Raw genomic sequence first — 25,624 nt, forward strand, 5'->3', positions numbered from 1 at the left:
TGTTTTTACCGGATCCTTTTACCGCATCTTTTATATTAATCCCCCAGGTAATAGATTGCGGTAAAGTGCCCCCTGGCATTGTAATAGAGCCGGTTCCCCGTCACCCGGCTGTAAATAACCTGCCCTGTTTCCGGGTCCACCGGACCGGGGCAAATCTCCCGCTGATACTGTGATGCCCTCAAAAGCCCGTTATCTGCACCAGAGACAGCTCCCTTCATGATATAGATATCTCCCCTGTAGACCGTCTTCATCACCGTATCCCAGCTGGTCTGCCACAGGTGGTATTCATCCGTATTGTAATCCAGCCTGATTCCTGTCTCGTATCCCTGGCCTGCCGGCTCTTCCCCCGCTTCATGAAGCAGGAATCCATAAGGCGTATCTTCCTGACCGGGATTCAGCGTCAGCATCCGGCTCTCGCCTGTAAGCTCATCCAGAGTCACCCTTACCTGGCCGCCCTCCATGGCTGTCTGAAGCTGCTCCCTGGTAATGGAAGCAGGAACCGATATCTCCCCCGGCACAGCGTAGTATGCCCCCATATCCCTGGCCTGAGTCAGGTCACCGCTCAGCCCGGTTTCATCATACCTGCCCAGATATGACAGATAGGGCGCCGGAGGAAGGTCCTCCAGCCCATACTGATTCCGCCCGTCCAGTTTGTCTCTGTTCGTATCATTTTCCATTTTCTGTATAAGGGAAATGTTTCCGGATTCCACATCCGACAGAATGGAATCTGAAAAGGAATCCGGTGCAATGATTCCTCTGTACCATCTTTTTTCCGAGAAATACCGGCTCAGCACATCGGATTTAAACTGTCGTCCATTGGCTGCATATATTTCATTCCGAAGAAGCCACAAATCCTCCGTGGGCCACAGGCAGAGATCTGCCCTGGACAGATAGCGCGAAAATACATCCGGAAAGGTCAGGCTGTCCTCAAACAGATAATAGTCGCCGGCCAGTCCTCCCTCCCCTTTCACTGAAATATGAGGGTCAGAGACATCATCCATGGCAAATTTAATGGTATATGTTAGCGCCGGGACCCGCGGAACCTCTTCCATGGTCTCCGGTGTTATCTTATATGCCTTTTTCCCCTTCTCAGTCAGGATTTCAGCGCTTCTCATGCTGTCATAATAGCTGGCATGCATCTCATCCGGAAGGGTAAAAACACATTTCAGCCGGTCCGATTCCCAGCCTTCTCCGGTGAGTTCAAAGGACAGGCCGCACCGTATGTCCCCCGCCTTAAAGAACCTGCCTGTTATAAGCCGGTTACAGGCTCCCAGGTTTTGTACTGCTCTGACAGCGGTTCCCGGCCCTTCCAGTCCGGCACCCCCTGCTGCTTTGGCATCCCCGGCTGCAGGCTTCCGGGACAGCCCCTTTTCCTCATGGGTTTCAGACTGACCGACAGCCTTAGTCTGCTGTTGCGTGATACCTTCCGGATATGTCTGCTTCGTATCCTTCATCCGGCAGGAGGTCAAAACCAGCAGGACCATTGAGGTCCATCCAGCCCTGTATATCTGTTTCCTAATCACCGTAACCCCATCCCTTCCATTAATTCGGATCGGATATATCCATCATTTCGTCCTGCCTGTCCTCCTTGGTCCGCAGAGGCTCCACAATGCTGCACCGGCGTTTATCTGCCGGTGAAACCGCTTATCATGCGGCCGAACCAGGCACCATCTTCATTTCCTACTTATATAATCGTGGTTTCACCAAAACAGACATTCTTTTGACAAATTTCCAATGGTTTAAATATAACAAAAACAGGTGGAAAATGCAATAGGACGCCACAGAAACCAAATCATATAAGCATGCACCTTTTTCATCATCCCGGCACCATTTTTGTGTATATTACACAATATTGTGTCCGTAATTTTCACAATTATTGCCGTAGACTAAAACTTTTTTAGGTACTATAATTCTTTTTAAGATAACAATTTAACATTTCTTTTGCCAATATGTATATCCTGGGGATTGGCCCAGAGTCTCTACCAACTACCGCAAAGAGTTGGCTACATATCTTAATGTAGCCAGCTCTTTTTTTCTATTTGTGTAAAGATTCGCACTAAAATTGGCAGGAAAAGTAAGGAGGAAATCAAAAAATGAATATTGTAGGGCAGCAAGTAAAACGTGTTGATGCTTACGGGAAGGTGACCGGTGAGGCCAAGTACACCGCGGACCTGGAACCAAGAGACATCCTGCACGGTAAGGTCGTGCACTCTGCCATTGCCAACGGACTGGTCAAAAGCTTTGACTTGACAGAGGCCTATCAGGTACCTGGTGTGGTGAAGATTGTCACATGCTTTGATGTTCCCGACTGCCAGTTTCCTACGGCAGGCCATCCATGGAGCGTGGAAAAGAAGCATCAGGATATCTGTGACAGGAAAATACTGAACCAGAGGGTCCGTCTGTACGGGGATGACATAGCGGCTGTCATCGCTGAGGATGAGGTGGCCGCAGCCAGGGCAGCCCGCCTGATTAAAGTGGAATATAGAGAATATACTCCTATTGTTACAGTGGAGGCAGCCATGGCAGAGGACGCCACTCCCCTGCACCCGGATCTCAGGAAGGACAATGTAATCGTACACTCCCACATGACCATGGGTGACAGTGATTTCACCTATGAGGACGGACTTAAGAAAGCCGGGTCCTGTTACGGACCGGAGGAAATCATTTCCCTGGAAAAGGAATACGATACCCCAAGGATTTCCCACTGCCACATAGAGCTGCCAGTTTCATGGGCCTATGTGGACACCAACGGCAAGATAACCGTGGTATCCTCCACCCAGATTCCCCACATAGTCAGGCGCTGTACGGCACAGGCCCTGGGAGTTCCAATCGGAAGGGTGCGCATCATAAAGCCTTACATCGGAGGCGGCTTCGGCAACAAGCAGGACGTGCTCTATGAACCCTTAAACGCATTCCTGACCATGTCCGTCGGAGGACGGCCTGTCAGGCTGGAAATCAGCCGGGAGGAAACCATCTCCGGCACCCGCACCCGCCACGCCATCAAGGGAAAATGTAAGGGCCTGGTGACAAGGGACGGACGCATCCTTGCCAGGAAGCTGGAGGCCTATGCCAACAACGGCGCCTACGCATCCCACGGCCACGCCATCTGCGCCAACTGCGGCAATGTATTCAAGGACCTTTACAGGGATGAGCTGGGTACTGAGGTGGACTGCTTCACCGTATACACCTCCTCTCCCACGGCCGGCGCCATGAGGGCCTACGGCATTCCCCAGGCAGCATGGTTTGCGGAATGTCTCACCGATGACCTGGCAGACGCCATTGGCATGGACCCCTGTGAATTCAGGCTGAAAAACTGCATGGAGGACGGATTCGTGGACCCGGCCAACGGCATCACCTTCCATTCCTACGGTCTGAAGAAATGCATCGAGGAAGGGCGCAGGCACATCCGCTGGGACGAGAAGTGGAGCGCCTACCGCAATCAGACCGGTCCGGTCCGAAAGGGTGTGGGTATGGCTATCTTTTGTTATAAGACAGGCGTGCACCCCATCTCCCTGGAAACAGCTTCCGCCCGCATGATACTCAACCAGGACGGCTCCATGCAGCTGTGCATGGGCGCTACGGAAATCGGCCAGGGGGCCGACACCGTATTCACCCAGATGGCTTCACAGGCAACCGGCATAGCCTTTGACAAGGTCTACATCGTATCCACCCAGGACACGGACGTGACCCCCTTTGACACCGGGGCCTATGCATCCCGCCAGACCTATGTGTCCGGCATGGCCTGCAGGAAATGCGGTGAGGAATTCCGCCTTAAGATACTGGAATACGCCGCCTACATGCTGAGCCACGATGTAAGCGACCTCTCCAAAACCGTGTACGCCGACGAAGTAAAGGCAGCAGCTGCCCTGCTCCGGGAGACTCTGGGACTTAAGGAAGGGGCACTGGTGTCGCCGGATATGCTGGACATAGAGAACAGCAAAATCGTGGTAAGCGGAGGGGATCCGGTGCTCTTCGACCTGTCCGTGGTAGCTGACACTGCCTTTTATTCCCTGGACCGCTCCGTACATATCACAGCCGAGGTCACCAGCCAGTGTAAGGACAACACATTTTCCTCCGGCTGCTGCTTTGTGGAAATCGAGGTGGACATTCCCCTTGGACTGGTGACGGTGAAGGATATCATCAATGTCCATGACTCAGGAGTGCTCATCAATCCTATGACCGCGCGGGCCCAGGTCCACGGCGGCATGAGCATGGGACTGGGATACGGGCTTTCGGAGGAGCTGCTGGTAGATGAAAAGACAGGCAGGCCCTTAAACAATAACCTGCTGGATTACAAGATTCCCACTGCCATGGATACGCCGGACTTAAACGTGGCGTTCATCGAGCTGGAGGACCCAACCGGCCCTTACGGAAACAAATCCCTGGGCGAGCCTCCTGCTATTCCGGTGGCCCCCGCTATCCGGAACGCCATCTTAAACGCCACCGGAGTCCACATGGATGTGACTCCCATGACCGCCCAGCGGCTCATAGAAAAATTCAAAGAAAAAGGTCTGATATAAGGAGAAGGTTATGTTTGATATCAAATCATTTTATGAGGCCAAGGATGTGGCTGACGCCATAAATGCCCTGGTAAAAAATCCTGACGCCGAAATCATAAGCGGCGGCACAGACGTTCTGATTCGTGTCAGGGAGGGAAAGGATGCCGGAAGGTCCGTTGTATCCATCCATAATATAGAAGCATTAAAGGGAGTCCGCCTCCTTGATGACGGCGATCTGTGGATAGGTGCAGGCACTGCATTTTCCCATATCACCAACGACGCCCTGATCCAGAAATACATACCCATGCTGGGGGACGCTGTGGACATGGTGGGCGGACCCCAGATACGCAACACCGGAACCATCGGCGGCAATATCTGCAACGGCGCCACCTCGGCTGACTCCGCTTCCACCATGTGGACCCTGGAGGCAGATGTTCTGTTAGAGGGCCCGGAGGGCAGACGCAGTGTGCCGGTCTGTGAATTCTATACAGGTCCCGGCCGGACGGTCCGTGAACGGACCGAGGTCTGTACCGGTTTCCTGGTACACAAAAGCAGCTTCGAGGGCTGGAGCGGCCATTACATCAAGTATGGCAAGAGAAAGGCCATGGAGATTGCCACCCTGGGCTGTGCGGTGCGTGTAAAGCTGAGCCGGGATAAGGAACGGATTGAGGACGTCAGGCTGGGATACGGCGTGGCCGGTCCTACTCCCCTGCGCTGCCGGAGGGCAGAGGATGGTTTAAAGGGTCACGCTGTCAATGACAGTGCGGCTATCCTGGCTTTTGGCAAGGCTGCCCTGGAAGAAGTGAACCCCCGCTCCTCATGGAGGGCGTCAAAAGAATTCCGTCTGCAGCTCATTGAAGAATTATCCAAACGGGCCCTGGCAGAGGCAATAAAAAAAGCAGGAGGTGCGGTCAATGATTAAGATTGTACACATGAAAGTAAATGGTAAGGAAGTGGAGCTGGCTGTGGATGAAAGGGAATCCCTGCTCGATACCCTGCGCCAGCGTCTGGGGCTTACATCCGTGAAAAAGGGCTGCGAGGTCGGGGAATGCGGCGCCTGTACCGTACTGGTAAACGGAGAAGCCATAGACAGCTGTATCTACATGACCCTGTGGGCCGAGGGAAAAAGCATCATGACAGTGGAAGGTTTAAAGGGGCCCAACGGGGAATTGTCACCCATTCAGAAGGCATTTATCGAGGAGGCAGCCGTACAGTGCGGTTTCTGTACCCCCGGCCTTATCATGAGCGCGGTGGAAATCGTGGGAACCGGAAAAAAATACAGCCGGGAAGAGCTTAAGAAGCTGATATCCGGGCATCTGTGCAGATGTACCGGCTATGAGAACATCCTCAACGCCATGGAGCGCATTGTGGATGAGGTGTACCAGGTCAGCCACAGAACCAGCGGGACCGATTAACTATTATTAAAATAGGGGGAACAAATCATGAACAGCAATACCAATTGCAGCATCAACAACATATACAGACTGGAAGGCAGGGTGCCCATTGCCAAGGCCATCCCCTTCGGCCTCCAGCACATCCTGGCCATGTTCGTCTCCAACCTTGCGCCTATTACCATCATAGCAGGCGCTGCCCAGCCGGCCCTAAGCCAGGCACAGACAGCCATCCTGCTTCAAAACGCAATGTTTGTGGCAGGAATCGCCACCATGATTCAGTTGTATCCCATCTGGCGGATTGGCTCTAAGCTTCCCGTTGTCATGGGCGTCAGCTTTACCTTCGTCACAGTCCTCAGCACCATTGCCGCCAACTACGGTTATCCCGCCGTGGTGGGAGCCGTGCTCATAGGCGGTATCTTTGAAGGAACCCTGGGACTTCTGGCCAAATACTGGCGCAGAATCATTACCCCTGTGGTGGCTGCCTCTGTGGTTACAGCCATCGGATTTTCCCTTTTTACGGTGGGCGCCAGGTCCTTTGGCGGCGGATACGCAGACGACTTCGGTTCCGCCCAGAACCTGATTCTGGGTACCATCACCCTGCTGACCTGTCTTTTGTGGAACATCTTTGCCAAAGGATACTTAAAACAGCTGTCCGTACTGGCCGGCCTGATTGTGGGGTATGTAATCGCCATCTTCCTCGGGAAAGTGGATTTGAGCCTGATTATGTCCGGCGGAATCATCTCCTTCCCCCATCTGCTGCCCTTTATGCCTGAGTTCCATGCAGGGGCCATCATCTCCGCCTGCATCATCTTCCTGGTGTCTGCGGCAGAGACCATAGGCGACACCTCGGCCCTGGTTTCAGGCGGTTTAAACCGCGAAATCACGGGAAAGGAAATATCCGGCTCCCTGGCCTGCGACGGCTACGCATCCACCCTCTCCACTGTATTCGGATGTCCTCCCGTGACCTCATTCTCCCAGAACGTGGGCCTGGTGGCCATGACAAAGGTGGTCAACCGTTTCACTATCATGACAGGGGCGGCCTGTATGCTTCTGGCCGGACTCCTTCCGCCTGTGGGAAACTTTTTTGCTTCCCTGCCCCAGGCAGTGCTTGGCGGATGCACCATCATGATGTTCGGCACCATCCTTACCTCCGGCGTACAGATGATTGCCAAATGCGGCTTTTCCCAGAGGAACATAGTCATTGTCTCCCTCTCCCTGGCAGTGGGCATCGGCTTTACCACAGCCAGTGAAATTGGGATCTGGGATATCTTCCCTGAATTGGTCCGGTCCGTATTTTCGGCCAATGTGGTGGCTGTTGTATTTGCCGTTTCCGTATTTTTAAGCCTGGTGCTTCCAAAGGATATGGATATCAAGACCCTGGAGGGGTAAAGACTGAGCACTTTTTTATATTATCTTCCGTTTTTCATCATTTTTATAATTATTTTGCATAAATCTCTGTCTTTTTCCTCCAATATATGATACAATCTGTATAAATATCCAACACCAATCAGGGGGAAATGTTATGGCTAAAGAAATGATTGCAATGCTTCTTGCCGGCGGCCAGGGTTCCCGTCTCTACGCGCTGACCCAAAAACTGGCAAAACCCGCGGTTCCTTTTGGCGGTAAATACCGCATCATCGATTTTCCGCTTTCAAACTGCGTGAATTCCGGAATCGATACAGTGGGCATCCTGACCCAGTACCAGCCTCTTGTCCTGAACGAGTATATCGGCAATGGACAGCCCTGGGATCTGGACCGTCTTTACGGCGGTGTTCATGTACTCCCGCCCTACCAGAAAGCATCCGGTTCAGACTGGTACAAAGGCACGGCCAATGCCATCTATCAGAATATCTCCTTTATTGAACGGTACGACCCGCAGTATGTAATCATCCTTTCAGGAGACCAGATTTGCAAACAGGACTACAGCGACTTTCTTAAATTCCACAAGGAAAAAGGAGCCGAATTCAGCGTGGCTGTCATGGAAGTACCATGGGAGGATGCATCCCGTTTCGGACTCATGGTGGCTGACGGGGATGACCGCATCACCGAATTCCAGGAAAAGCCAAAGAATCCAAAGTCCAACCTGGCTTCCATGGGCATCTACATATTCAACTGGGACATCCTCAGACAGTACCTCATAGAGGATGAGGCTGACCCGCACTCTGAGAATGACTTTGGCAACAACATCATTCCCAACCTGCTGCGCGACGGACGCAGGATGTATGCTTATCACTTCAACGGATACTGGAAGGACGTAGGGACCATCTCCTCCCTCTGGGAAGCCAACATGGAGGTCCTGGACCCGGAGCACAGCGGCATCAATCTCTTTGATGAAAACTGGAAGATTTACAGCCGCAACAGCGGTATGACCGGACACAAGATAAGCGGCAATGCCCTGGTAGAGAATTCCATGATTACCGACGGATGCCGTATAAACGGACAGGTCAGGCACTCCATCCTCTTCTCAGGCGTAAAGGTTGAGGCCGGAGCACAGGTGGAAGACGCTGTTGTCATGGGCGGCACCACCATCAAATCAGGCGCCGTGGTAAAACATTGTATTGTGGCTGAAAACGTGGTAATTGGAGAGAACGCAGTGGTTGGAGCCATGCCGTCTGACGGAGAAAAGGGCGTGGCCACCATCGGTCCCGGCATTGAAATCGGGCCCAATGCCAAGATTGGTCCCAGTGCCATGGTAAAGAATAATGTAAAAGGCGGTGAAGAACAATGGTAAATTCCAATGCAAATGCCCTGGGCATCCTTTTTCCCAACAGCTATGATTCCCTGGTTCCCGACCTGGTCAGCGAGCGCCTGATGGCCTCCATTCCTTTTGCCAGCCGTTACCGTCTGGTGGATTTCATCCTTTCCAGCATGGCGAACTGCGGAATTGACAATATTTCCCTGATTGTCCGCAGGAATTATCACTCCCTGATGGACCACCTGGGCTCAGGCCGTGAATGGGACCTGACGCGCAAAAACGGCGGCCTTAACCTGGTCCCGCCCTTTGCCGAAAAGACAGTGAGCATCTACAACGGACGCGTGGAAGCGCTGGCCAGTATCCTGGATTTCCTGAAGGAGCAGAAGGAAAAGTATGTGGTCATGGCCGATACAAACCTGGCTGTAAACTTTGATTTCAACGCATTGATTCAGGCCCATATGGACAGTAATGCCGATGTTACCGTGGCATACAGGGAGGAACCCCTTCCCGGCGACCTCACCGGACACCGAGACATCGGAAAAAGCCTCTACTATACCCTGTCCATTGACAATGGCCGTGTTACCAAGATGTACATGAACTCCAAGGAACCGGGAGTGCAGAATTTCTCCATGAACATCTACATCATTGACCGGGAGCTCCTGATTGACCAGATAAACACTGCCTATGTGCGCGGACAGGTATTCTTTGAGCGCGATATCCTGGCACCTCAGATAGGAAGGCTGAACGTGCATGCATTCCGCTACGACGGATATGTGGCGCGAATCAGCAGCATGAAGAGCTATTTTGACGAGAATATGAAGATGCTGGACGATGCCAATGTGCATGCACTCTTCTCCGCCGGCAATCCCATCTATACCAAAATTCGCGACGACAATCCGGCCCGGTATATCAACGGAGCAATGGCCAGCAACATCATGGCTGCCGATGGATGCATCATCGAGGGAGAGGTGGAAAACAGCATCCTGTTCCGCGGTGTCAAGATAGGAAAGGGCGCCAGGGTAAAGAACTGTGTGCTCATGCAGGATACGGTGATAGAAGCAGGCGCCAGCGCGGAGTATGCTGTGACTGATAAGAATGTGACCATCACAAAAGGCAAGGATATAAAAGGCACTGATACGTTCCCGGTGTACGTGGCAAAGTATCAGGTTGTATAGGAAGCAGCTGAACGGGCTGAAAAAGGAGGGTGTCCGCCCTGATGGGGACATCCTCCTTTTATCCGCCGATCCTCTCCGGCCGGAACCTGAGATAATCCGATGAAACCAGCTTATACTCGATTCCGTCCACCTCCCCCAGAAAGCTGTCCTGATACACCTATATATTTTTTCAATCTCTAATCAAATGTCATTCAGAATATCGATTGGACTATTTTTTCTCAGTTATTTATACTCAAATAGGTATAGAAGCGAAAAAACAGTGGAGTTTATATGTTTAGTTTAGGGATTGATTCAGGCTCAACCATGACCAAGGGGGTCCTGTTCGACGGAATGAATGTGGTGGGATGCCACATGCTTCCCACCTCCATGCGTCCGGGCGAGATTCTAAGAGACATTTACGACCAGCTTTACACAGAGGACACCGGGTTCGTGGTGAGCACCGGGTATGGCCGGGAACTTTTAAAGGAGGCGGACGCAAAAATCACAGAAATCACCTGCCACGGCGCAGGCGCCTCCTATCTGGCCCCTGGCTGTGATACAGTCATTGATATCGGCGGACAGGACTGTAAGGTCATTACCCTTGACAGCCATGGCCAGGTAAATGATTTTTTAATGAACGACAAGTGTGCGGCCGGCACCGGACGTTTCATGGAAATGATTATGGCCCGGGTAGGAAGCGACATCTCACATCTGGACGAGTTCGTCCATGGATGCCGGCCGGTACCCATCAACAGCATGTGCGCTGTCTTTGCGGAAAGCGAGATTGTAGGACTGATGGCCCAGGAGACGCCTCCGGGCGACATTGTACTTGGATGTGTCCACTCCATCTGCCACAGGACCGCCATCTTTGCACAGCGTCTGACAGGAGGACATCCTGATATTTTCTTTTCAGGAGGCTTGGCACAGTCAGAAGTCATGCGGTCCGTACTGGGAGAATATATGAACACCTCCCATATAACCACTCACCCACTCTCTCAGTATACCGGAGCCATAGGAGCCGCCGTACTGGGATATGGGAAACTAAAGAAAAGGAGCCGAAGCTGACATGGAGCTGAAAAAAGAACTGCCTGAAATATTTGAAGAATTTGCGGATGCAAGGAAGAATTCATTTCTTGCCATAAAAGAATTAAAGGAGGAAGGCATACCTGTGGTCGGTGTCTTCTGTACCTATCTTCCCAGGGAAATCCCCAATGCCATGGGCGCCTCTGTTGTGGGACTCTGCTCTGTTACTGACGAAACCATACCTGACGCTGAGAAGGATTTGCCCAGAAACCTCTGTCCCCTCATCAAATCCAGCTACGGCTTTGCCAAGACGGATAAATGTCCCTTCTTTTATTTCTCCGACCTGATTGTAGGCGAGACAACCTGCGACGGCAAAAAGAAAATGTATGAGATGCTGGCTGAGTTTAAGCCCGTCCATGTCATTGAGCTGCCAAACTGCCAGACAGAGGCCGGAATAGGTCTTTACCGCCAGGAACTGATACGTTTTAAGGAGGTACTGGAAAAGAAATTCGGCACTGTCATCACAGAGGATGCCATCCGCCGCCAGATACATAACAGAAACCAGATTCTCGCGGCCCTTAACCGCCTCCAGTATGTGATGGCCCAGGATCCGGCCCCTGCCCTGGGACTGGATATCGTCAACATTGTTTACGGCACCGGGTTTAAGATGAAAATTGATACACTGGCAGAGGAAGTTAATGCCATCACGGATAAGATTGAGGCTGAATACACCCAGGGAAAGAATATTGGAAAGAGGGCCAGAATCCTTGTGACCGGTTCTCCCTCCGGCGGTGCCGCCCTCAAGGTGGTGCGCGCCATTGAGGATAACGGCGGCGTGGTGGTCTGCTTTGAAAACTGCTCCGGCATGAAACCGTTAGACCCCATTGATGAGGATAACCCCGACGTATATGACGCCCTGGCCAGGAAGTACCTGAACATCGGCTGTTCCTGCATGTCCCCCAACCCCAGGCGTATGGAACTGTTAGACAGGCTAATTGACGATTTCCATGTGGACGGCGTGGTGGATTTGGTTCTACAGGCATGCCACACCTACAATGTGGAGACCTCCCTGGTCCGCAAGCTGGTGAAGGAGAAAAAAGGACTTCCCTATACCGTTGTGGAGACAGACTATTCCCAGGCCGACGTGGGACAGCTGAACACCAGGATGGCTGCTTTCATCGAGATGCTATAATGTAATATCCAAAAGGACAGCCTCAGGAAAAGAGACTGTCTTTTTTCGCTCATCACAGTCCCCGCTTAAGCCCAATCCTCATAAATATAATCCGGGGCACAATACATAATTTGTCCATCCTTTACCGTCATCTCAGGCTTCAGCAGTTTATCTGCGGTAAAGGCAGTTCCCTTCCAGTCCTTATAGGTCTGCTTACAAGCCATCCACCGGAAGATTGCTACATCCGCCCTGGACCCTTCTGACAGGCATCCAATCTCACCCTGCATTTTCATCAGTCCGGCCGGACGCTCCGTGGCCATGCTGACCACCTGGTTCATGGGGATTCCCATGCAGATATACCGGGACATCAGATTTGGCAGTGAAAATATGGGTCTTCTGAACATGCTTCCCAGCACCAGGTCCGTACTGCACATGTCCGCAATAAAACCCTGCTCCATGGCAGCCAGCATTACGTCATAATCACCGTGCTTCCTTCCCTCTGCCGTGTCAAAGATGATGCCCCGTTTCCTGGCCTCCCTGACGCTAGTATATAATTTGCCGTTTTCATCAATAATTGTGTTCTTCACGCCCTGATATACATGCTCAAAGATATCTCCCGGACGCAGAACCTTAAGCACCTCGCTGGTGGGTACCGGTATATTGGTGCAGTGCACTTCCACCGGACAGCCCACCATTTCGGCAATGCGGACTGTTTCCTTCAACGGCTCAATGCCCAATCCCTCTGCCAGTTCCTCACTCTGCCGGATTTTAAGCCCCAGAATATTGTCCTGGTTATCATGGTACATCCGGTCAATCTTTTCCGGGTTGAAAAACCTGGGATTGATGCATTCATGGTAACTGGTGGTGGTCAGCCCTGCGGAACACACCTGAAGGAAGCTTTTGATGGTAACCCTGCTCCTGGCTATCACTGCCGACCGGAAGATGGGATAATTGGCAACTCCTGCCGAGAAGTCTATGGCAGCCGTGACCCCCGTTGGCAGATAGGCCACATCCGGATATATGCCGATTTCCGTCCCTTCCCATAACATATGGGCATGGGCGTCAATCAACCCCGGAAACACATATTTTCCCCTGGCATCCACCACATGCCTTGCAGGCTCCCCTTCCTCATATCTGGTGATTCTCCCGTTATAGATTGCTATGTTCCCCACCTGGTCTGTCTGGTTTGCCGGGTCAATCACATGTCCGTTCTTAATCAATAAATCTAGCATTCCTCCACCTCCAGGTATCTTACCAAAGTCCAATGAGCTTCCAATAAGGCAAGCCAATCAAAAAGAATATAACAAGGGCCATTGCCACCATAATGGTGCCAACTCTCCAGAAATCCTTCTGTGGCACATAGTCCGATGCAAAGGTTATCAGACCGGCTCCATTTCCATAATGAGTCAGAAGGGCTCCAAAGCTGGCGAAAAACGCAAGCAGCAGTCCCACAACCATGGGGGTTGCCTTTGTGTTCACTGCAAGTGAGAACAGGACCGGATAAAAGGATGCCACAAATGCACTGTTGGAGACAAAGAAATAGCGGACTGCCAGGCTGACAAGGACCAGAATCACAGTCACCACCATGCCGTTCAGCTGGGAAAGGTCCAGCACAACACCCAGCTGGTCTGCCAGCCAGGTGTAGAATCCGGCTGAGGACAGGGCTGAGGCAATACCATAGAAAGCGCCGTACCAGATGAAAATACTCCAGGCTCCTTTGGCAGCCATCACATCGTTCCAGTCCAGCACATCCAGAAGCAGCACCAGTGCCAGGAATACAAAGCCCACCACCTGCATGCTCAGGTTGACAACCGGAAGCTTCGGTCCAAACATCCAGCCCAGAATGGCAAGAAGGAACAGCACAAAGAGTTTCTTTTCAGCAGCCGTAACAGCGCCCAGCTCCTTTAGTCCCTTTTCTGCAAGGGGCTTGATATCATTCAGGGATTTCAGTTCCGGCGGATAGTTTTTGTAAATCACATAAGGAGCCAGCAGCAGGAACAGGCCAACCGGTACAATGGATGCCAGAAACCAGGTTCCCCAGGTAAGGGTGATTCCCAGCATCTCACTCATCAGGGAGACCGTTATGGCATTGGTGGCCATTCCGGTCAAAAACAGGGCCGAGGTTCCCTGGGAGCTTGCATACATGAGTACGGTCAGATACGCGCCCAGCTTCCTGGGAGACTTTTCTGCGCTTGAACCAGTGCCCTCTGCGATATTCTGAAAAATGGGATAGATGATGCTTGTCCTGGAAGAATTAGAGCCTGTTGCAGGACTTAATACAAGGTCCGTGAATACCATGATATAGCCCAGGCTCAGGGTATTGTTACCGGATTTAAGCAGCAGGTTATAGGCAATCCGCTTGCCCAGCCCTGTCTTTACAAAAGCAGTGCAGACAATGGTAACCATGGCGATAAACCATGCCATGTTGTTCCCGTATCCCTTTAACAGAATGGATGTATCCATGAACATGGCTGCAATGCCAACGATGATAAGGGTAATGATTGGCTCTGAAAATGGTTTGATTACCAGCCCCAGCAGCAGCCCCAGATACAGCGCCGCAATATGCCATGTCTCCACTTCCAATCCGGCCGGCGCCGGTATGTTCCAGATAGCAATGGTTGCAGCAGCTATCAGGAATAATTTTATAAACCGTTTCTTCTCCATATGTTTCTCCTCCAAATGTTCCAATCAGCCGGCAATGTCTGCCGGCCTTTCCTTCTGTTAAAAAACGCAAATCCGGCCACGGCAAATCCAATCATCATGGCAAGCCCCACCCCAAAGGTCTGGCCAATTCCATTCATGAGTCACACAGGTGTCAGGCCCACGTATATGTCCTTCCAGGACATGATGGCAGAGTAGACGCCATGGGTATCCCCTGCCCCTGACTGTGAGTCCGGGTCTATTGCCCGCACCAGGGCCAGTCCGGTGGATGTGTTGCCGGTAGCGGCCCCAAAGGCCTGTAATTTTAAGCCCCATTATAACATGAATCCCCGTACCGCCATAAATTAAAGGTCAAACATGCCGGAACTTTTCCTGTTTGGTTTTTTTGTATCTGTATAGGCAGGTGCGGTGACGTAATCAATATCATTGATTGGCCAGGTAGGTGCTTTCCCCTCGTAGACCTCCTGTATACCCATAGCCGCAAAATAAGATGCCCTGTGGGCTGCCTCCACGGTATTTCCTCCAATGTGGGGGTAAATGATTACATTGTCCAGGGTCAGAAGCGGATTGGCGGCATCCACCGGTTCCTTCTGGATGGCATCCAGTCCTGCTCCTGCAATAGTTTTATTCTTACATGCCTCGTACAGGTCCTGCTCCACAACACAGCCGCCCCGCGCCGTATTAATCAGGAATGCAGTGGGCTTCATCATTTCCAGACGCTCCCTGTTTACCATCCCCCGTGTAATCGGCGTATTGGGCACATGCAGGGATACATAATCGCTTTCCTTAAATATCCGTTCCAGGAACCTGACCACCTCAACTCCCTCAGGAAATTCATCCGCCTTCTTATAAGGGTCATAAGCCATAACGTTCATTTCCATGCCAAGGGCACGAACTGCCAGACGGCTTCCGATATTTCCGCATCCAATGACGCCCACCGTCTTGCCGTTTAAGGTAGTCTTCCTGGTCTTAAGCTTTGCCTTATAGTAGTCCTGGACCCATGTTTTCCTCAGCTCTATCACATTGCGGCTGCATTCCAGCATCAAGAGCATTGCTGTCTCTGCCACTGAGGTACTGTTTGCCACTGGCGCGTACAGGGTCTGTACCCCGTTGTCATGGCATGCCTTCACATCCAGTGCGTCAAAACCCGCGCCATGGCGTACCACCACCTTCAGATTGGCATTGGCCTCGATTACTTCTCTGGTGATTGGCGTAATACGCACAATCATTGCATCCGGCTGGTGCTCCTTCATGTCGGCCAGCACGTCCTCTGTCTCAAATCCGCGTCCCCTAACCAGGGTATGTCCTGCATCCAGTAATAACCGCTCTCCTTCATCCATGATTTCCTGCGGCAATAAAATCTTCCATCCCATTTTCTAATCTCTCCCTGTGAATTTTTTTAATGATTTGCGGCTTATATTTTAAGACGTTCTAAACTGTTACGATTTATCATGGTCTGTAAACATCGTCAATGATTTCAAATCCCTTTGCTTCCAGCGTCTTTTCCACCCATTCGCGTTTGGCTGTGCCGTTTTTGGAAGCTTCCAGCTTGGCCTCGTCCGCTGCCTGGAATTTCCTGGCTTCCTCCAGAATCACCGCTGCATCCTTGCGCGGTATGACAATGACACCGTCCGGGTCTGCCAGGATGATATCGCCCGGATTTACGCTGATTCCTCCGCAGGCAACCGGCACATTGACCTCGCCCGGTCCTTCCTTATAAGGGCCGCCTGGCGTGGTCCCCGTACAGTAAACAGGGAAATCCCATTTGCCAATCTCGTGGATATCGCGGATTGGACCGTCCAGCACAATGCCTGCCACCTTCTTTGTATATCTGAGATACGCCATCATGACCTCTCCAATCAGAGCCCTTGTGCTGTCCTCCTCATTGGAAACCACAATCACGTCCCCCTCGCTGCACATGCTGAGAGCTGCGTGCAGAGCCAGGTTGTCACCTGCCCGGCATTTAACCGTGCAGGCAGGCCCTGCCATCATCTGTTCCCTTGGACTGCTGACCAAACGGATACGCGGGTTCATGGCGCAGCTCCTGCCCATGACATCCGCTGTGTTGGAGGCCGGTATGGTCTTAAACTGGTTCATCACCTCCATATCCGGCATCTCCCTTTTTAGATAAATACGTTTCCCTACTGACATATTTTTACCTTCCTTTCCAACACTTTTATGGATTAGCATATTCTCTTTTATTGTGATTTTACTTAAAACCATTTGCTTTCCTGATGATTTTATTGTAATATATAGCTAATCACAAATCAAACAATGTATTTTCAAATTTTTAACAAAATATTTTTGTGGAGGTCAAAATCATGGATACACTAAGTCTGTATTATTTCTCTGAGCTTGCCAAGGATTTGCACATCACCCGCACTGCCAGCCGGTTGTTCATATCCCAGCAGACCCTCAGCAACCACATCATGAGGCTGGAAGAATATTATGGAGTGAAGCTGTTAAACCGTAAGCCCTCCCTCTCCCTTACATATGCCGGCGAATATGTGCTGGCATTTGCGGAAACCATGAACCGCGAGAATGCAAACCTCCAGGATATTCTGGCAGATATACAGCAGCAGAAACGGGGACTCATCCTGTTCGGCGCCAGTACCCTGCGCATGAGCGCCAGCCTGCCTGACATCCTGCCTGAGTTCACCTCCCGGTATCCAAACGTGGAAATCCGCATTACGGACATGAATTCCAAGCGATTGGAACAGCTGATTCTAAACGGAGACCTGGACCTGGCCATCGTCATATCAGGAGGCGAGCATCCCAGTATTGAAGAAACGCCTCTGATGTCCGACCAGATTTACCTTTGTGCTACGGATACACTGCTCAGGAAATATTATGGAAATGAGACAGAAGATTTGAAACGGAAAGCCCGGAACGGGGCGGATGTAAAAGATTTTTCCAGGCTGCCGTTCTGCATTCTCAATAACCGCATGGGGCAGAACATACAAAAATGCTTTGACGAGGCCGGATTTGTCCCTAATACCTATACCACCAGCGCCTATGTACAGATTAGTACTTCCATTGGGTTAAAAGGCCTTGCCGCATGTTTCGCCACCCGCAACAGCATACTGAACCAGAAGGGAGAAATCTCTGAGGATATCAATGTATTTCCCCTGTACTGCAGGGGGAATCCCCTACTTCAGCAGATATCCGTGATTCATCATAAGGAACGTTACCTGTCCAGCTATACACAGTATTTTCAGGAATTAATCCTGAAGTATTTCCATGAGGCGGAGCAGATTCCCATTGAAAAGCTTGTTAGCTCTGCCCCAAACCGTCATGTGCATCGATAAAAAATATAGAAAATACTTATCTATAGAAAAAATAAATGCCAGCCGCCTAAAGGGGCAAAAGCGTTTGCATACCATCCCAAACCTGCTATAATTAGAGACATGTGATGATAATTTCAAAGCACACTTCCGGGAACAGGAAGAATCAGATACATGCTTAAGGAGGATACGAAACATGAAATTAGATGAACGCGGAAAGCAGTGCCCAAAGCCGGTCATTGACACTAAGAAAGCATTGGAATCCTGTAATCCAGGTGAGACAGTTGAGGTTTTGGTGGACAACGAGATAGCTGTCCAGAACCTGAGCAAGATGGCAGCCAGCAAGGGCCTTGCAGCTGTTTCCGAAAAAATAAGCGATAATGAATTCGCTGTAAAAATCGTAGTGAGCGAGGGAGCAAACGCTGCTTCCGGCTCAGATGCAGCAGCGGATTCCGATGACGAACCGATTGTCTGCCAGCCTGACAGCCGCAGAAAGGGCATGGTAGTGGTTCTTTCCTCCAACCTTATGGGACACGGAGACCCGGAATTGGGAAAGGCCCTGATGAAGGGTTTTGTCTACGCACTTACACAGCAGGATGCCCTGCCGGAAACCGTGCTTCTGTATAACAGCGGCGCCCGCCTTTCCTGCGAAGGTTCCGATAACCTGGAGGATTTAAAATCCCTGGAATCCCAGGGCGTGGAGATTCTTACCTGCGGAACCTGCCTTAACTTCTATGGTTTGGGCGAGAAGCTTCAGGTGGGAAGCGTCACCAATATGTATGAGATTGTAGAGCGCATGACAACCGCAAAATGTCTGGTGCGTCCTTAATCTCCCGCTCATGCCAACTCAGACGAACTCCGACGAACACTCAGCCAAAGGGCCGCATTCAAGACAATGCGGCCCTTCTCATCTATAGGTATGTCACTTTACTTTTTTCGATACTTCTTCGGCCCGTATCTCAGGCACGCTCAGCCATGTCTCATAAATATTGTCCTTAAACGCCTTCACGTCCCCAAGGACCGGCAGATTACATGTACATCTTTCTCCTGCCGTCTTGTCTGCCATCCTATCTGTAATCCCGTTTAGCCCCCCATCTGTATCCATCCTCAGATATCCTGTCTCCAAATCCTGCTCCGACAGCCGCAGGCATTTCACATCATCTGCAAACAGTTCGGGATGCATGAGATAGGCAGCGGCCGTCACATCCCAGTTATAGAAACCGGGTATGCCGTAATCCTCTTCATTGTATCCGAACCAATAATCTGTCTTTTCCATGATATATGCGGCCGCCCTGTTTCCCTTTTTTGAGAACCGTTCCCTGTATTCCTGTTTTGTAAATAAAGCTTTCAGGCAATTGTTGCCTGTTATCACAGAAACATTCCTTCCCTTTGTAAGTACGGTCCAGGATGCCGGCGGGTCGCAGGAAAAATTCAGCTCATCCATCACCTTCTTATCAAATACAAGGGGACCTGTGATTCCGCCCATCAGGACAATTTCTTTTACCTTCTCAAAGAAATGCCGGTCCCTCTCATATGCGCCTCTCAGGTTTGTCAGGGAACCAGTGGCGAGAACCGACAATTCCCCCGGATGGCGGTCCGCCATTTCCGCCAGGAAGTCAGCCGCCTGGCTCTGGTAATCTCCCCGCTTCTCCCCGCCTCTTTTTACGGGAATATCCTGACGTCCCAGCTCTCCCAGCATCCGCAGATTCACTGCCTGTACCACATCCAGGTTGTTATTTCCATAGGTAGAAGTGACTCCCAGCAATTCAGCGTCCCTGCTTCCCAGCAAATACATCAGGGCCAGCCCGTCATCCACATCGCAGTCTTTTGTTCCAAAGGTATTGTCACAGTCAAATACGATTTTCTTCATCTTTTTTCCTTTCATGCATGTTTTCCCATTACATGTCTCTCCCGGTACATTCCTCTACCGCTACATTCCTCTACCGGTACATTCCTCTCATGTCATGCCATGTCTGAACAGTACAACCCCATCTGTTTCCACGGAAAGTCCTACCTTCATACCTACCTGGAATTTTGTCTGCAGACCAATGCCTTCCATCCTCTGGCACAGAATGCTTCCTCCGGGAACGATTTTCTCAGGAACCCTTACCCTTATTTCTGTCATCTCCCCCATAAAGGTGACTTCCTCCACCTCAAAATCCCCGTCCTTTTGCAGTTGGACTGAATACGGGCGTATCATGGCTTCATAGGTCCCATCAGGCAAATCCGACCTTTTCTCAAACAGATTGCTGGCAAACCTGCCTCCAATCACCTGTCCGGGAACATAATTCACCTTACCAAAATATTCTGCCACTGTTTTTGTCTCCGGTTGATAAAACATCTGCTCAGGAGTACCGTACTGCAGGACCTTCCCATGGCCCATCAGCGCAATGCGGTCAGACATGCGGAGGGCCTCTGCCTTGTCATGGGTGACCAGAATGGTGGTGATTTTCCATTCCTCATGCAGTTTCCTTACCAGCCGCGCCATCTCCGTCCGCAGCCCCTCGTCCAGACCGGAAAACGGTTCGTCCAGAAGAAGAACCCTGGGATTTGCTGCCAAAGCCCTGGCCAATGCCACTCTCTGCATCTGCCCTCCCGACATCTCCTTCATCTTTCTCTTCTCAAATCCGGCAAGCTGCACCGCTCCCAGGAGTTCCCCCACCCGCTCCTTCTGTTCCTTTTTCGGCACCTTTTTTAATTCCATGGGAAAGGAAATATTTTTCTCCACCGTCATGTGGGGAAACAACCGTAAATCCTGGAACACGATTACCGTTCCCCGCTTCTCCGGCAGCTGGTCCGTCACAGATGTTCCCTGTATCCGTATATCCCCGCTCTCCTGCTCCAAAAGACCTGCTATGCATTTTAACAGAGTGGTCTTTCCGCAGCCGGATTCCCCTAAAAGGGACACGAACTCTCCCTCCTGTATTTCCAGGTCAATTCCGTGCAGTATCACCCTTTTCTGAAGTGATACTGTCAGATTTTCTATGTTAAGACTCATAATATCCTCCAACCATCTGTCTTGTCCAATGCCCTGCAATCCGTTCAAATACAGCAAATACCATCAGGGTAATGCCCATGAACAGAATGCTGTAAATGCAGGCAATGTTCCGGTTGCCGCTCTGTAAATAGGGAACCATCACAATCGCAAAGGTCTTTATCCTGCCGCCTCCAAGAAGCAGCGTTAGAAAATACTGACTGAAGGATACGATATAGGACATGCTTACTGCTGACAGTATCACCGGGACCAGCATTGGCAGGGTGGTCCTTCGGAATGCCTGAAAAGAACTGGCTCCCAGCACCCTGGCCTGCTCTTCCAGTGTAATGCCGACTGCCTGGGAGCCGTCCATGATAAGGCGCACAGCGTAGGGCAGGGAATAAATCAGGTGTGCCAGGATAACCCCCGACACAGTGTTATTAAGCCCCAACCGTATAAATGTAATCTGTATCCCCATGGCAAACACAGTAGTCGGCACCATCAGCGGAAGGACTACAAGAAAGGAAATCACATCCTTGCCCCGGAACTGGTACAGGATAAGGGCCCTGGACGTCAATACCCCAACAGTGGCCGATAAAAGGGCCACTACAGAAGAAATCATGATGCTGGACGTCATGAGGGAGGCCAGCTCTCCCTTTCTCCTGACAATTTCCATGACAGCCCGGTCCGAGAACACCTGGGGAAATAAGCCGGGCCAGGCCCATCGTTCTGTAAATACCCATATCACCAGGCTGGCAGCGGGAATCAGGATGGCTGCACACAGCAGGGCTAGAATCATACTTGAAATAAACGATTTTCTTTTCTTCATAACCTTTTGCTCCATATCCTTCTGCTTCGCAGTTTACTGTTCCATCAACGCCTTCATGTTCTTCCTCATGATGAAATAATAAATCCAGGCGCTGAGCACGGAGAGTACGATGATGATTCCATTCAGTGCCATGGCATAAGGCCGTTTTCTTAAATCCGGATGAATATACTGCTGATATGCCAGCACCGGAAGAGCCTTAGGGGAGGTTGCTCCCAGAAGAAGGGGAAGCTCATAGGCTCCCAGTGCAAATACAAATATAATCAGGAATCCGCTGATTACCGCATCCTTACACAGAGGCAGGGTGACCTTACAAAACGCTGTCCACCGGTCCGCTCCCAGGTTTATGGCCGCCTCACCCAGTTTTTCATTGATATTTGCCATCAGCGCAATGACAAAATAAATGATGAATGGAATCTCTTTCCACAAATATGCCAGTATGACCCCAACTCCCCTTGTATCGTAAATGAGCATGGGAAACTGCTGCTGTTCCTGCAATAATCCAAGGGCATAACCAAGCCTGGCCAGCATCCCATTCTGCGAGAAAATATTAACCATGAAAATGGCCACCACCACATGGGGGACAATGATGGGAAGCTGTATCACCCGCATCATTGGGCCCTTTGTCTTTTTGTGCATTACACACACAGCGCTTAAGCACACGCCTGCCGCAGCGGCAATCCCTGCGGACAAGAATGCCGCCCTGAGGCTGTACAACACGGATTTAAGCATTTCCGGCCTGGCCAGTACTTCCCTGTAATATTTTAACGTTGGTTCCCTTAATCCAAAAGCTGGAATCACCCCCAGACTTTGGGTGATTCCAGTTGCCAATCCTATGATAAAAAACAGGGACAGGATGATTTGGGGAACCAGAAGCAAATACGGTGTCAGCTTTCTTCTCATTCCATTTCCTCCCATCAGTTTCCTCCCATCAGTTTCCTCCCATCGGATTCCTAATTATTTACCAACTACTTCCTCCGCCCAGATTTCCTCAATGATGGGAACCAGCTGCGCAGGCATCTCAGGAAGGCGCTTGGAGAGGAGCTCATCCTGGGGGATTGTTCCCTTACCCAGGTCCACCCGGTCAAAGGCTGCCTTCTGTTCATCGGAAAGCTTTTCATTGTCCAATACCGGAATGACCCTCAGCTTCTCGTAGCGGTCCGCCTGGATTTCCGGTGACAGCATCTCATTGATTGCCACCATGGCGCCGGCCTTATTGCCGGAGTTGGCTGCAATTGCCATGAAATTGGTATTGCCAATGGTGCCCTTGTCAAACTGGAAGGTTTCCGTGGTATCCGTATATTTGCCGTCCTCAATATTCAGGGCCACGTCATAGGCTCCGTACGTCATATTCATCACCAGTTCCCCGTCCGCGAACATATTGTCCACAGTAGTGGATGAATCCGGGAAGGTGACTCCCTGGTTCCAAAGGTATGGATTCAGCTCCCTTAGGTACTCCATGGCCGGAGCCACTGCCGCTCTTACGGTCTCCTTGTCAGCCTCCATATCCATGAACTGTTCATAGCCGCAGATTTCATAGATGATATTTCTTACAAATGCGCTGCCTGTAAAATCAGGAAGCGCCGGATACGTCACCTTGCCCGGATATTTCTGCACGAATTCCATCAGTGCCTGGGCGCTCTCAGGCACATCCGGCGTCACCGCCAGGTCCGCCACCATGACCACCTGGGCCTTTCCGTAAGGCGCCTCATACCCCTCAATTGGATAAGCAAAGTCCATGGTCACATCCTCGCTGTCCCCATCCACATAATCATTGAAATTAGGAAGCTTGTCTGTAAAGGGTCCGTACAGCATGTTGTTTTCCTTTGCCGACTGGAAATTCTCCCCGTTAATCCAAATCATGTCAATGCTTCCGTCCTTCTCGCCCGCCTGTATCTCTCCGGTTAACTGGCTCAAAACCTGGTCAATATCCATAGGAACACGTTCCATTGTAATGTCATATTTTTCCTTCATGACAGGCGCAAATACATCGTCCAGCCATTGGTTCAGCTTATCATCCCCGCCCCAGCCGTAGAACGTGACCGTGGTTCCCTTTGCAGCCTCCTTCATCTCATCAAAGGACATGTTTTCCATGCCCTGACTACCGGTGCCTGAACACCCTCCAAGAGACAGCATCATTACGGCTGCCAATATCGCTGCTGTGATTCTTCTCTTCATTTTCTCATCCTCGCTATTAGCACTTTTCCCCCTGCCGTGATCTTATGCAGTACGGCAGGGGGAAATAACATCACCGGAAGGGTTATCCTATTCTGTCACAAATGCAGCCTGGATATCCTTATCCTTTGCGCCATTTTCAATAATGAACAGATTGTCAACATCAAATCCCGCATCCTTCAAAACAGAAATGCCGGTCTTTGCACACTTGTTGCCGCTGTAGCAAAGCAGGTATACTGGTTTGGACGGGTCCATCTCCTCTTTTGCCATCTTGTACATGGCAGTCTGGGCATCCGGGTCCTCAATCTCCTTTAAGGGGCACTGCAGGGAACCCTTTAAATGGCCTTCTGCATATGTATCATTGTCACGCACATCCAGAATCTGAACATTGTCTCCTCCAACTTCCTTTAAGGCATCTGCCGCCGCAACGGTCTTCCAGTCAATGTTCTCGTCTGCGCGGTTGGTGGTAAGGGCGCCTTTCTCAGATCCCAGGGCTTTTGCTCCGCCCTCCACAGTATAAATCAGGGAGCCGTCGATACCAGCCTCCTTAAGCACTCCGGTTGTCTTCTCAGCACCTTTCTTGCCGCTGTTGCAGATAATGTAGATTTTCTGTCCGTCGCTTAAGTTCTCCTTTGCATACGTGCTCATGGCATCTGCCAGCGAATCATCCTCCAGTGGGAAAATAGGGCACCAAATGGAATCAGCCACTCTTCCCTTCACATAGTTATCCCATTCCCTTACATCCAGCACATGGGCGCTCTTATCTTTTGCTGCCGCCACTGCATCTGCAGGGGATACGTACTGATAACTGTCATCTGACTGTGCAGCCGCTGTTGTCTCAGCACCTGCTGCATCAGCTGCCGTGGTATCTGCGGCAGCTGCATCTGCTGCTGTAGTCTCTGCTGCTGCCTGAGCTGTTGTTTCATTTACTGCTTTCTGGCCGCATCCGGCCGCCACTGTCATGGACAGCGCCATCATGATTCCTAATGTTACGATTTTCTTTTTCATTTCTTCCTCCTTGAATTATCTTGTTTTTCTATATATATTTTCCTTATCATGACAATTAAAGCAGATAAGGCAAATAATATCATTAATCCTGTGACAAAAAACTTGGCGCCGCCGGTCAGCATTCCACCCACATAGGAGTACACGATGGTTGCCGGAAGCTGCCCAATACCCGTGGCAATGAAAAATGACAGGAAGGGCATGGATGTAAGCCCTGCCGCATAGCTTACAATGTCAAAGGACACGAACGGCAGAAGCCGGCAAATCAGTATTGTATTTTTGCCGTATTTATCAAAAAAGGGGTCAATCTGTTTAAGCCCTGACTTACTGGTCAGCTTTTCCGCTGCATCCCTTCCCAGTATTCTGGCTATGTAAAAGCAGAGCGCTGCACCAGCCATGGCACTGGACCAGGACAGGATTGCCCCCTGCCACCATCCAAAGAGATTTGCATTGGCAAAGGTGATGAGGAAGGCCGGAAGAGGCGCCATGACAGACTGAAGTACCATCAGACCAAAGGATACCGCAGCAGCATAGCTTCCATAGGAAGCTACAAATTCCCTGACCACGGTAAAGTCCCCGGCAGCAAACATAGTCACAATTCTATTAATCATTTCTTTCACGGATGGTATGCATATGTAGCTCAGAATTGAAGCGGCTATGCATGCAGCCACCACGATTTTCCATATCCATTTACTTTGTTTTTTTTCCATTCAAATTCCTTTCTTTCAACGTAAATCCAATATCTGACAAACACGCTCCAGGC

Annotated in this window: 22 protein-coding genes, 1 pseudogene and 1 riboswitch; of the genes and pseudogenes, 10 read left to right on the top strand and 13 right to left on the bottom strand. The window is 50.8% G+C overall.

Annotated features, from left to right (window positions below):
* Positions 1-35 precede the first annotated feature (35 nt).
* Positions 36-1,484 carry a DUF4454 domain-containing protein gene (locus G614_RS0107175; protein ID WP_027641419.1) on the bottom strand — a complete coding sequence of 483 codons (1,449 nt, stop codon included), beginning with the start codon at positions 1,482-1,484 and terminating at the stop codon, positions 36-38.
* 445 nt (positions 1,485-1,929) lie between these two features.
* A riboswitch (purine riboswitch) is annotated at positions 1,930-2,026 on the top strand.
* Positions 2,027-2,093: 67 nt separating this feature from the next.
* Between G614_RS0107175 and xdhA the strand changes: the two genes are divergently transcribed.
* The 6 genes from xdhA to glgD all read left to right on the top strand — a co-directional run bounded on the left by xdhA (position 2,094) and on the right by glgD (position 9,763).
* Entirely contained in the window at positions 2,094-4,520 is a 2,427-nt protein-coding gene (gene xdhA, locus G614_RS0107180; RefSeq protein WP_027641420.1) for a xanthine dehydrogenase subunit XdhA, read from the top strand.
* Positions 4,521-4,530: 10 nt separating this feature from the next.
* Positions 4,531-5,421: a xanthine dehydrogenase subunit XdhB gene (xdhB, locus tag G614_RS0107185; RefSeq protein WP_027641421.1), complete on the top strand. Its 891-nt coding sequence runs from the start codon at positions 4,531-4,533 to the stop codon at positions 5,419-5,421.
* Positions 5,414-5,914: a xanthine dehydrogenase subunit XdhC gene (gene xdhC, locus G614_RS0107190; RefSeq protein WP_027641422.1), complete on the top strand. Its 501-nt coding sequence runs from the start codon at positions 5,414-5,416 to the stop codon at positions 5,912-5,914. Before xdhB ends, xdhC begins: the two co-directional genes overlap by 8 nt.
* Before the next feature lie 27 nt (positions 5,915-5,941).
* A complete protein-coding gene (locus G614_RS0107195; protein WP_027641423.1) occupies positions 5,942-7,282 on the top strand; it encodes a uracil-xanthine permease family protein in 1,341 nt (446 codons plus the stop codon).
* Positions 7,283-7,415: 133 nt separating this feature from the next.
* Positions 7,416-8,624 carry a glucose-1-phosphate adenylyltransferase gene (locus tag G614_RS0107200; protein WP_027641424.1) on the top strand — a complete coding sequence of 403 codons (1,209 nt, stop codon included), beginning with the start codon at positions 7,416-7,418 and terminating at the stop codon, positions 8,622-8,624.
* Positions 8,618-9,763: a glucose-1-phosphate adenylyltransferase subunit GlgD gene (glgD, locus tag G614_RS0107205; RefSeq protein ID WP_027641425.1), complete on the top strand. Its 1,146-nt coding sequence runs from the start codon at positions 8,618-8,620 to the stop codon at positions 9,761-9,763. Before G614_RS0107200 ends, glgD begins: the two co-directional genes overlap by 7 nt.
* 58 nt (positions 9,764-9,821) lie before the next feature.
* Here glgD and G614_RS34305 read toward each other — a convergent pair.
* A pseudogene (locus tag G614_RS34305) lies at positions 9,822-9,917 on the bottom strand (metallophosphoesterase); the annotation flags it as partial.
* 116 nt (positions 9,918-10,033) lie between these two features.
* Here G614_RS34305 and G614_RS0107215 point away from each other — a divergent pair.
* Together G614_RS0107215 and G614_RS0107220 are read left to right on the top strand one after the other, a co-directional pair.
* Positions 10,034-10,807 carry an acyl-CoA dehydratase activase gene (locus tag G614_RS0107215; RefSeq protein WP_027641426.1) on the top strand — a complete coding sequence of 258 codons (774 nt, stop codon included), beginning with the start codon at positions 10,034-10,036 and terminating at the stop codon, positions 10,805-10,807.
* A 1-nt stretch (position 10,808) separates the two neighbouring features.
* Positions 10,809-11,957, top strand: a complete 1,149-nt coding sequence (locus tag G614_RS0107220; protein WP_027641427.1) for a double-cubane-cluster-containing anaerobic reductase — start codon at positions 10,809-10,811, stop codon at positions 11,955-11,957.
* A 65-nt stretch (positions 11,958-12,022) separates the two neighbouring features.
* On the opposite strand, the gene G614_RS0107225 is transcribed toward G614_RS0107220, so the two are convergent.
* The 4 genes from G614_RS0107225 to G614_RS0107245 all read right to left on the bottom strand — a co-directional run bounded on the left by G614_RS0107225 (position 12,023) and on the right by G614_RS0107245 (position 16,748).
* On the bottom strand, positions 12,023-13,168 hold the full coding sequence (locus G614_RS0107225) for an amidohydrolase family protein (protein WP_027641428.1): 1,146 nt from the start codon (positions 13,166-13,168) through the stop codon (positions 12,023-12,025).
* A gap of 19 nt (positions 13,169-13,187) precedes the next feature.
* A complete protein-coding gene (locus G614_RS0107230; protein WP_027641429.1) occupies positions 13,188-14,600 on the bottom strand; it encodes a DASS family sodium-coupled anion symporter in 1,413 nt (470 codons plus the stop codon).
* A 341-nt stretch (positions 14,601-14,941) separates the two neighbouring features.
* The gene (locus G614_RS0107240) at positions 14,942-15,970 is read right to left on the bottom strand and encodes a hydroxyacid dehydrogenase (protein WP_027641431.1); all 1,029 of its coding nucleotides are present in this window, start codon (positions 15,968-15,970) and stop codon (positions 14,942-14,944) included.
* A 76-nt stretch (positions 15,971-16,046) separates the two neighbouring features.
* Positions 16,047-16,748, bottom strand: coding sequence for an RraA family protein (locus G614_RS0107245; RefSeq protein ID WP_027641432.1), 702 nt, complete (start codon positions 16,746-16,748; stop codon positions 16,047-16,049).
* 170 nt (positions 16,749-16,918) lie between these two features.
* Between G614_RS0107245 and G614_RS0107250 the strand changes: the two genes are divergently transcribed.
* Positions 16,919-17,905, top strand: coding sequence for a LysR family transcriptional regulator (locus G614_RS0107250; RefSeq protein WP_027641433.1), 987 nt, complete (start codon positions 16,919-16,921; stop codon positions 17,903-17,905).
* A gap of 172 nt (positions 17,906-18,077) precedes the next feature.
* Positions 18,078-18,710, top strand: a complete 633-nt coding sequence (gene yedF, locus G614_RS0107255; RefSeq protein ID WP_027641434.1) for a sulfurtransferase-like selenium metabolism protein YedF — start codon at positions 18,078-18,080, stop codon at positions 18,708-18,710.
* A 93-nt stretch (positions 18,711-18,803) separates the two neighbouring features.
* On the opposite strand, the gene G614_RS0107260 is transcribed toward yedF, so the two are convergent.
* From G614_RS0107260 to G614_RS0107290, 7 genes are all read right to left on the bottom strand, one after another.
* Positions 18,804-19,751, bottom strand: coding sequence for a nucleoside hydrolase (locus G614_RS0107260; RefSeq protein WP_027641435.1), 948 nt, complete (start codon positions 19,749-19,751; stop codon positions 18,804-18,806).
* A gap of 87 nt (positions 19,752-19,838) precedes the next feature.
* Entirely contained in the window at positions 19,839-20,879 is a 1,041-nt protein-coding gene (locus G614_RS0107265) for an ABC transporter ATP-binding protein (protein ID WP_027641436.1), read from the bottom strand.
* Positions 20,869-21,699, bottom strand: coding sequence for an ABC transporter permease (locus tag G614_RS0107270; protein WP_027641437.1), 831 nt, complete (start codon positions 21,697-21,699; stop codon positions 20,869-20,871). Before G614_RS0107270 ends, G614_RS0107265 begins: the two co-directional genes overlap by 11 nt.
* Positions 21,700-21,717: 18 nt before the next feature.
* On the bottom strand, positions 21,718-22,584 hold the full coding sequence (locus tag G614_RS0107275; RefSeq protein WP_027641438.1) for an ABC transporter permease: 867 nt from the start codon (positions 22,582-22,584) through the stop codon (positions 21,718-21,720).
* Positions 22,585-22,638: 54 nt separating this feature from the next.
* Positions 22,639-23,859, bottom strand: coding sequence for an ABC transporter substrate-binding protein (locus tag G614_RS0107280; RefSeq protein WP_027641439.1), 1,221 nt, complete (start codon positions 23,857-23,859; stop codon positions 22,639-22,641).
* A gap of 87 nt (positions 23,860-23,946) precedes the next feature.
* Entirely contained in the window at positions 23,947-24,864 is a 918-nt protein-coding gene (locus tag G614_RS0107285) for a rhodanese-like domain-containing protein (RefSeq protein ID WP_027641440.1), read from the bottom strand.
* Complete coding sequence (locus G614_RS0107290; protein ID WP_027641441.1) at positions 24,861-25,571, bottom strand: TVP38/TMEM64 family protein; 711 nt, start codon at positions 25,569-25,571, stop codon at positions 24,861-24,863. The genes G614_RS0107285 and G614_RS0107290 overlap by 4 nt, the downstream gene beginning before the upstream one ends.
* Positions 25,572-25,624: the final 53 nt, after the last annotated feature.

The sequence above is a fragment of the [Clostridium] clostridioforme AGR2157 genome (assembly GCF_000424325.1).
GTDB classification, from domain to species: Bacteria; Bacillota; Clostridia; order Lachnospirales; family Lachnospiraceae; genus Enterocloster; species Enterocloster clostridioformis_A.

Coding starts and splice junctions, on each gene's coding strand:
- G614_RS0107175 (WP_027641419.1), bottom strand. CDS start 1,484: ATGGTCCTGCTGGTTTTGACCTCCTGCCGGATGAAGGATACGAAGCAG.
- xdhA (WP_027641420.1), top strand. CDS start 2,094: ATGAATATTGTAGGGCAGCAAGTAAAACGTGTTGATGCTTACGGGAAG.
- xdhB (WP_027641421.1), top strand. CDS start 4,531: ATGTTTGATATCAAATCATTTTATGAGGCCAAGGATGTGGCTGACGCC.
- xdhC (WP_027641422.1), top strand. CDS start 5,414: ATGATTAAGATTGTACACATGAAAGTAAATGGTAAGGAAGTGGAGCTG.
- G614_RS0107195 (WP_027641423.1), top strand. CDS start 5,942: ATGAACAGCAATACCAATTGCAGCATCAACAACATATACAGACTGGAA.
- G614_RS0107200 (WP_027641424.1), top strand. CDS start 7,416: ATGGCTAAAGAAATGATTGCAATGCTTCTTGCCGGCGGCCAGGGTTCC.
- glgD (WP_027641425.1), top strand. CDS start 8,618: ATGGTAAATTCCAATGCAAATGCCCTGGGCATCCTTTTTCCCAACAGC.
- G614_RS0107215 (WP_027641426.1), top strand. CDS start 10,034: ATGTTTAGTTTAGGGATTGATTCAGGCTCAACCATGACCAAGGGGGTC.
- G614_RS0107220 (WP_027641427.1), top strand. CDS start 10,809: ATGGAGCTGAAAAAAGAACTGCCTGAAATATTTGAAGAATTTGCGGAT.
- G614_RS0107225 (WP_027641428.1), bottom strand. CDS start 13,168: ATGCTAGATTTATTGATTAAGAACGGACATGTGATTGACCCGGCAAAC.
- G614_RS0107230 (WP_027641429.1), bottom strand. CDS start 14,600: ATGGAGAAGAAACGGTTTATAAAATTATTCCTGATAGCTGCTGCAACC.
- G614_RS0107240 (WP_027641431.1), bottom strand. CDS start 15,970: ATGGGATGGAAGATTTTATTGCCGCAGGAAATCATGGATGAAGGAGAG.
- G614_RS0107245 (WP_027641432.1), bottom strand. CDS start 16,748: ATGTCAGTAGGGAAACGTATTTATCTAAAAAGGGAGATGCCGGATATG.
- G614_RS0107250 (WP_027641433.1), top strand. CDS start 16,919: ATGGATACACTAAGTCTGTATTATTTCTCTGAGCTTGCCAAGGATTTG.
- yedF (WP_027641434.1), top strand. CDS start 18,078: ATGAAATTAGATGAACGCGGAAAGCAGTGCCCAAAGCCGGTCATTGAC.
- G614_RS0107260 (WP_027641435.1), bottom strand. CDS start 19,751: ATGAAGAAAATCGTATTTGACTGTGACAATACCTTTGGAACAAAAGAC.
- G614_RS0107265 (WP_027641436.1), bottom strand. CDS start 20,879: ATGAGTCTTAACATAGAAAATCTGACAGTATCACTTCAGAAAAGGGTG.
- G614_RS0107270 (WP_027641437.1), bottom strand. CDS start 21,699: ATGGAGCAAAAGGTTATGAAGAAAAGAAAATCGTTTATTTCAAGTATG.
- G614_RS0107275 (WP_027641438.1), bottom strand. CDS start 22,584: ATGAGAAGAAAGCTGACACCGTATTTGCTTCTGGTTCCCCAAATCATC.
- G614_RS0107280 (WP_027641439.1), bottom strand. CDS start 23,859: ATGAAGAGAAGAATCACAGCAGCGATATTGGCAGCCGTAATGATGCTG.
- G614_RS0107285 (WP_027641440.1), bottom strand. CDS start 24,864: ATGAAAAAGAAAATCGTAACATTAGGAATCATGATGGCGCTGTCCATG.
- G614_RS0107290 (WP_027641441.1), bottom strand. CDS start 25,571: ATGGAAAAAAAACAAAGTAAATGGATATGGAAAATCGTGGTGGCTGCA.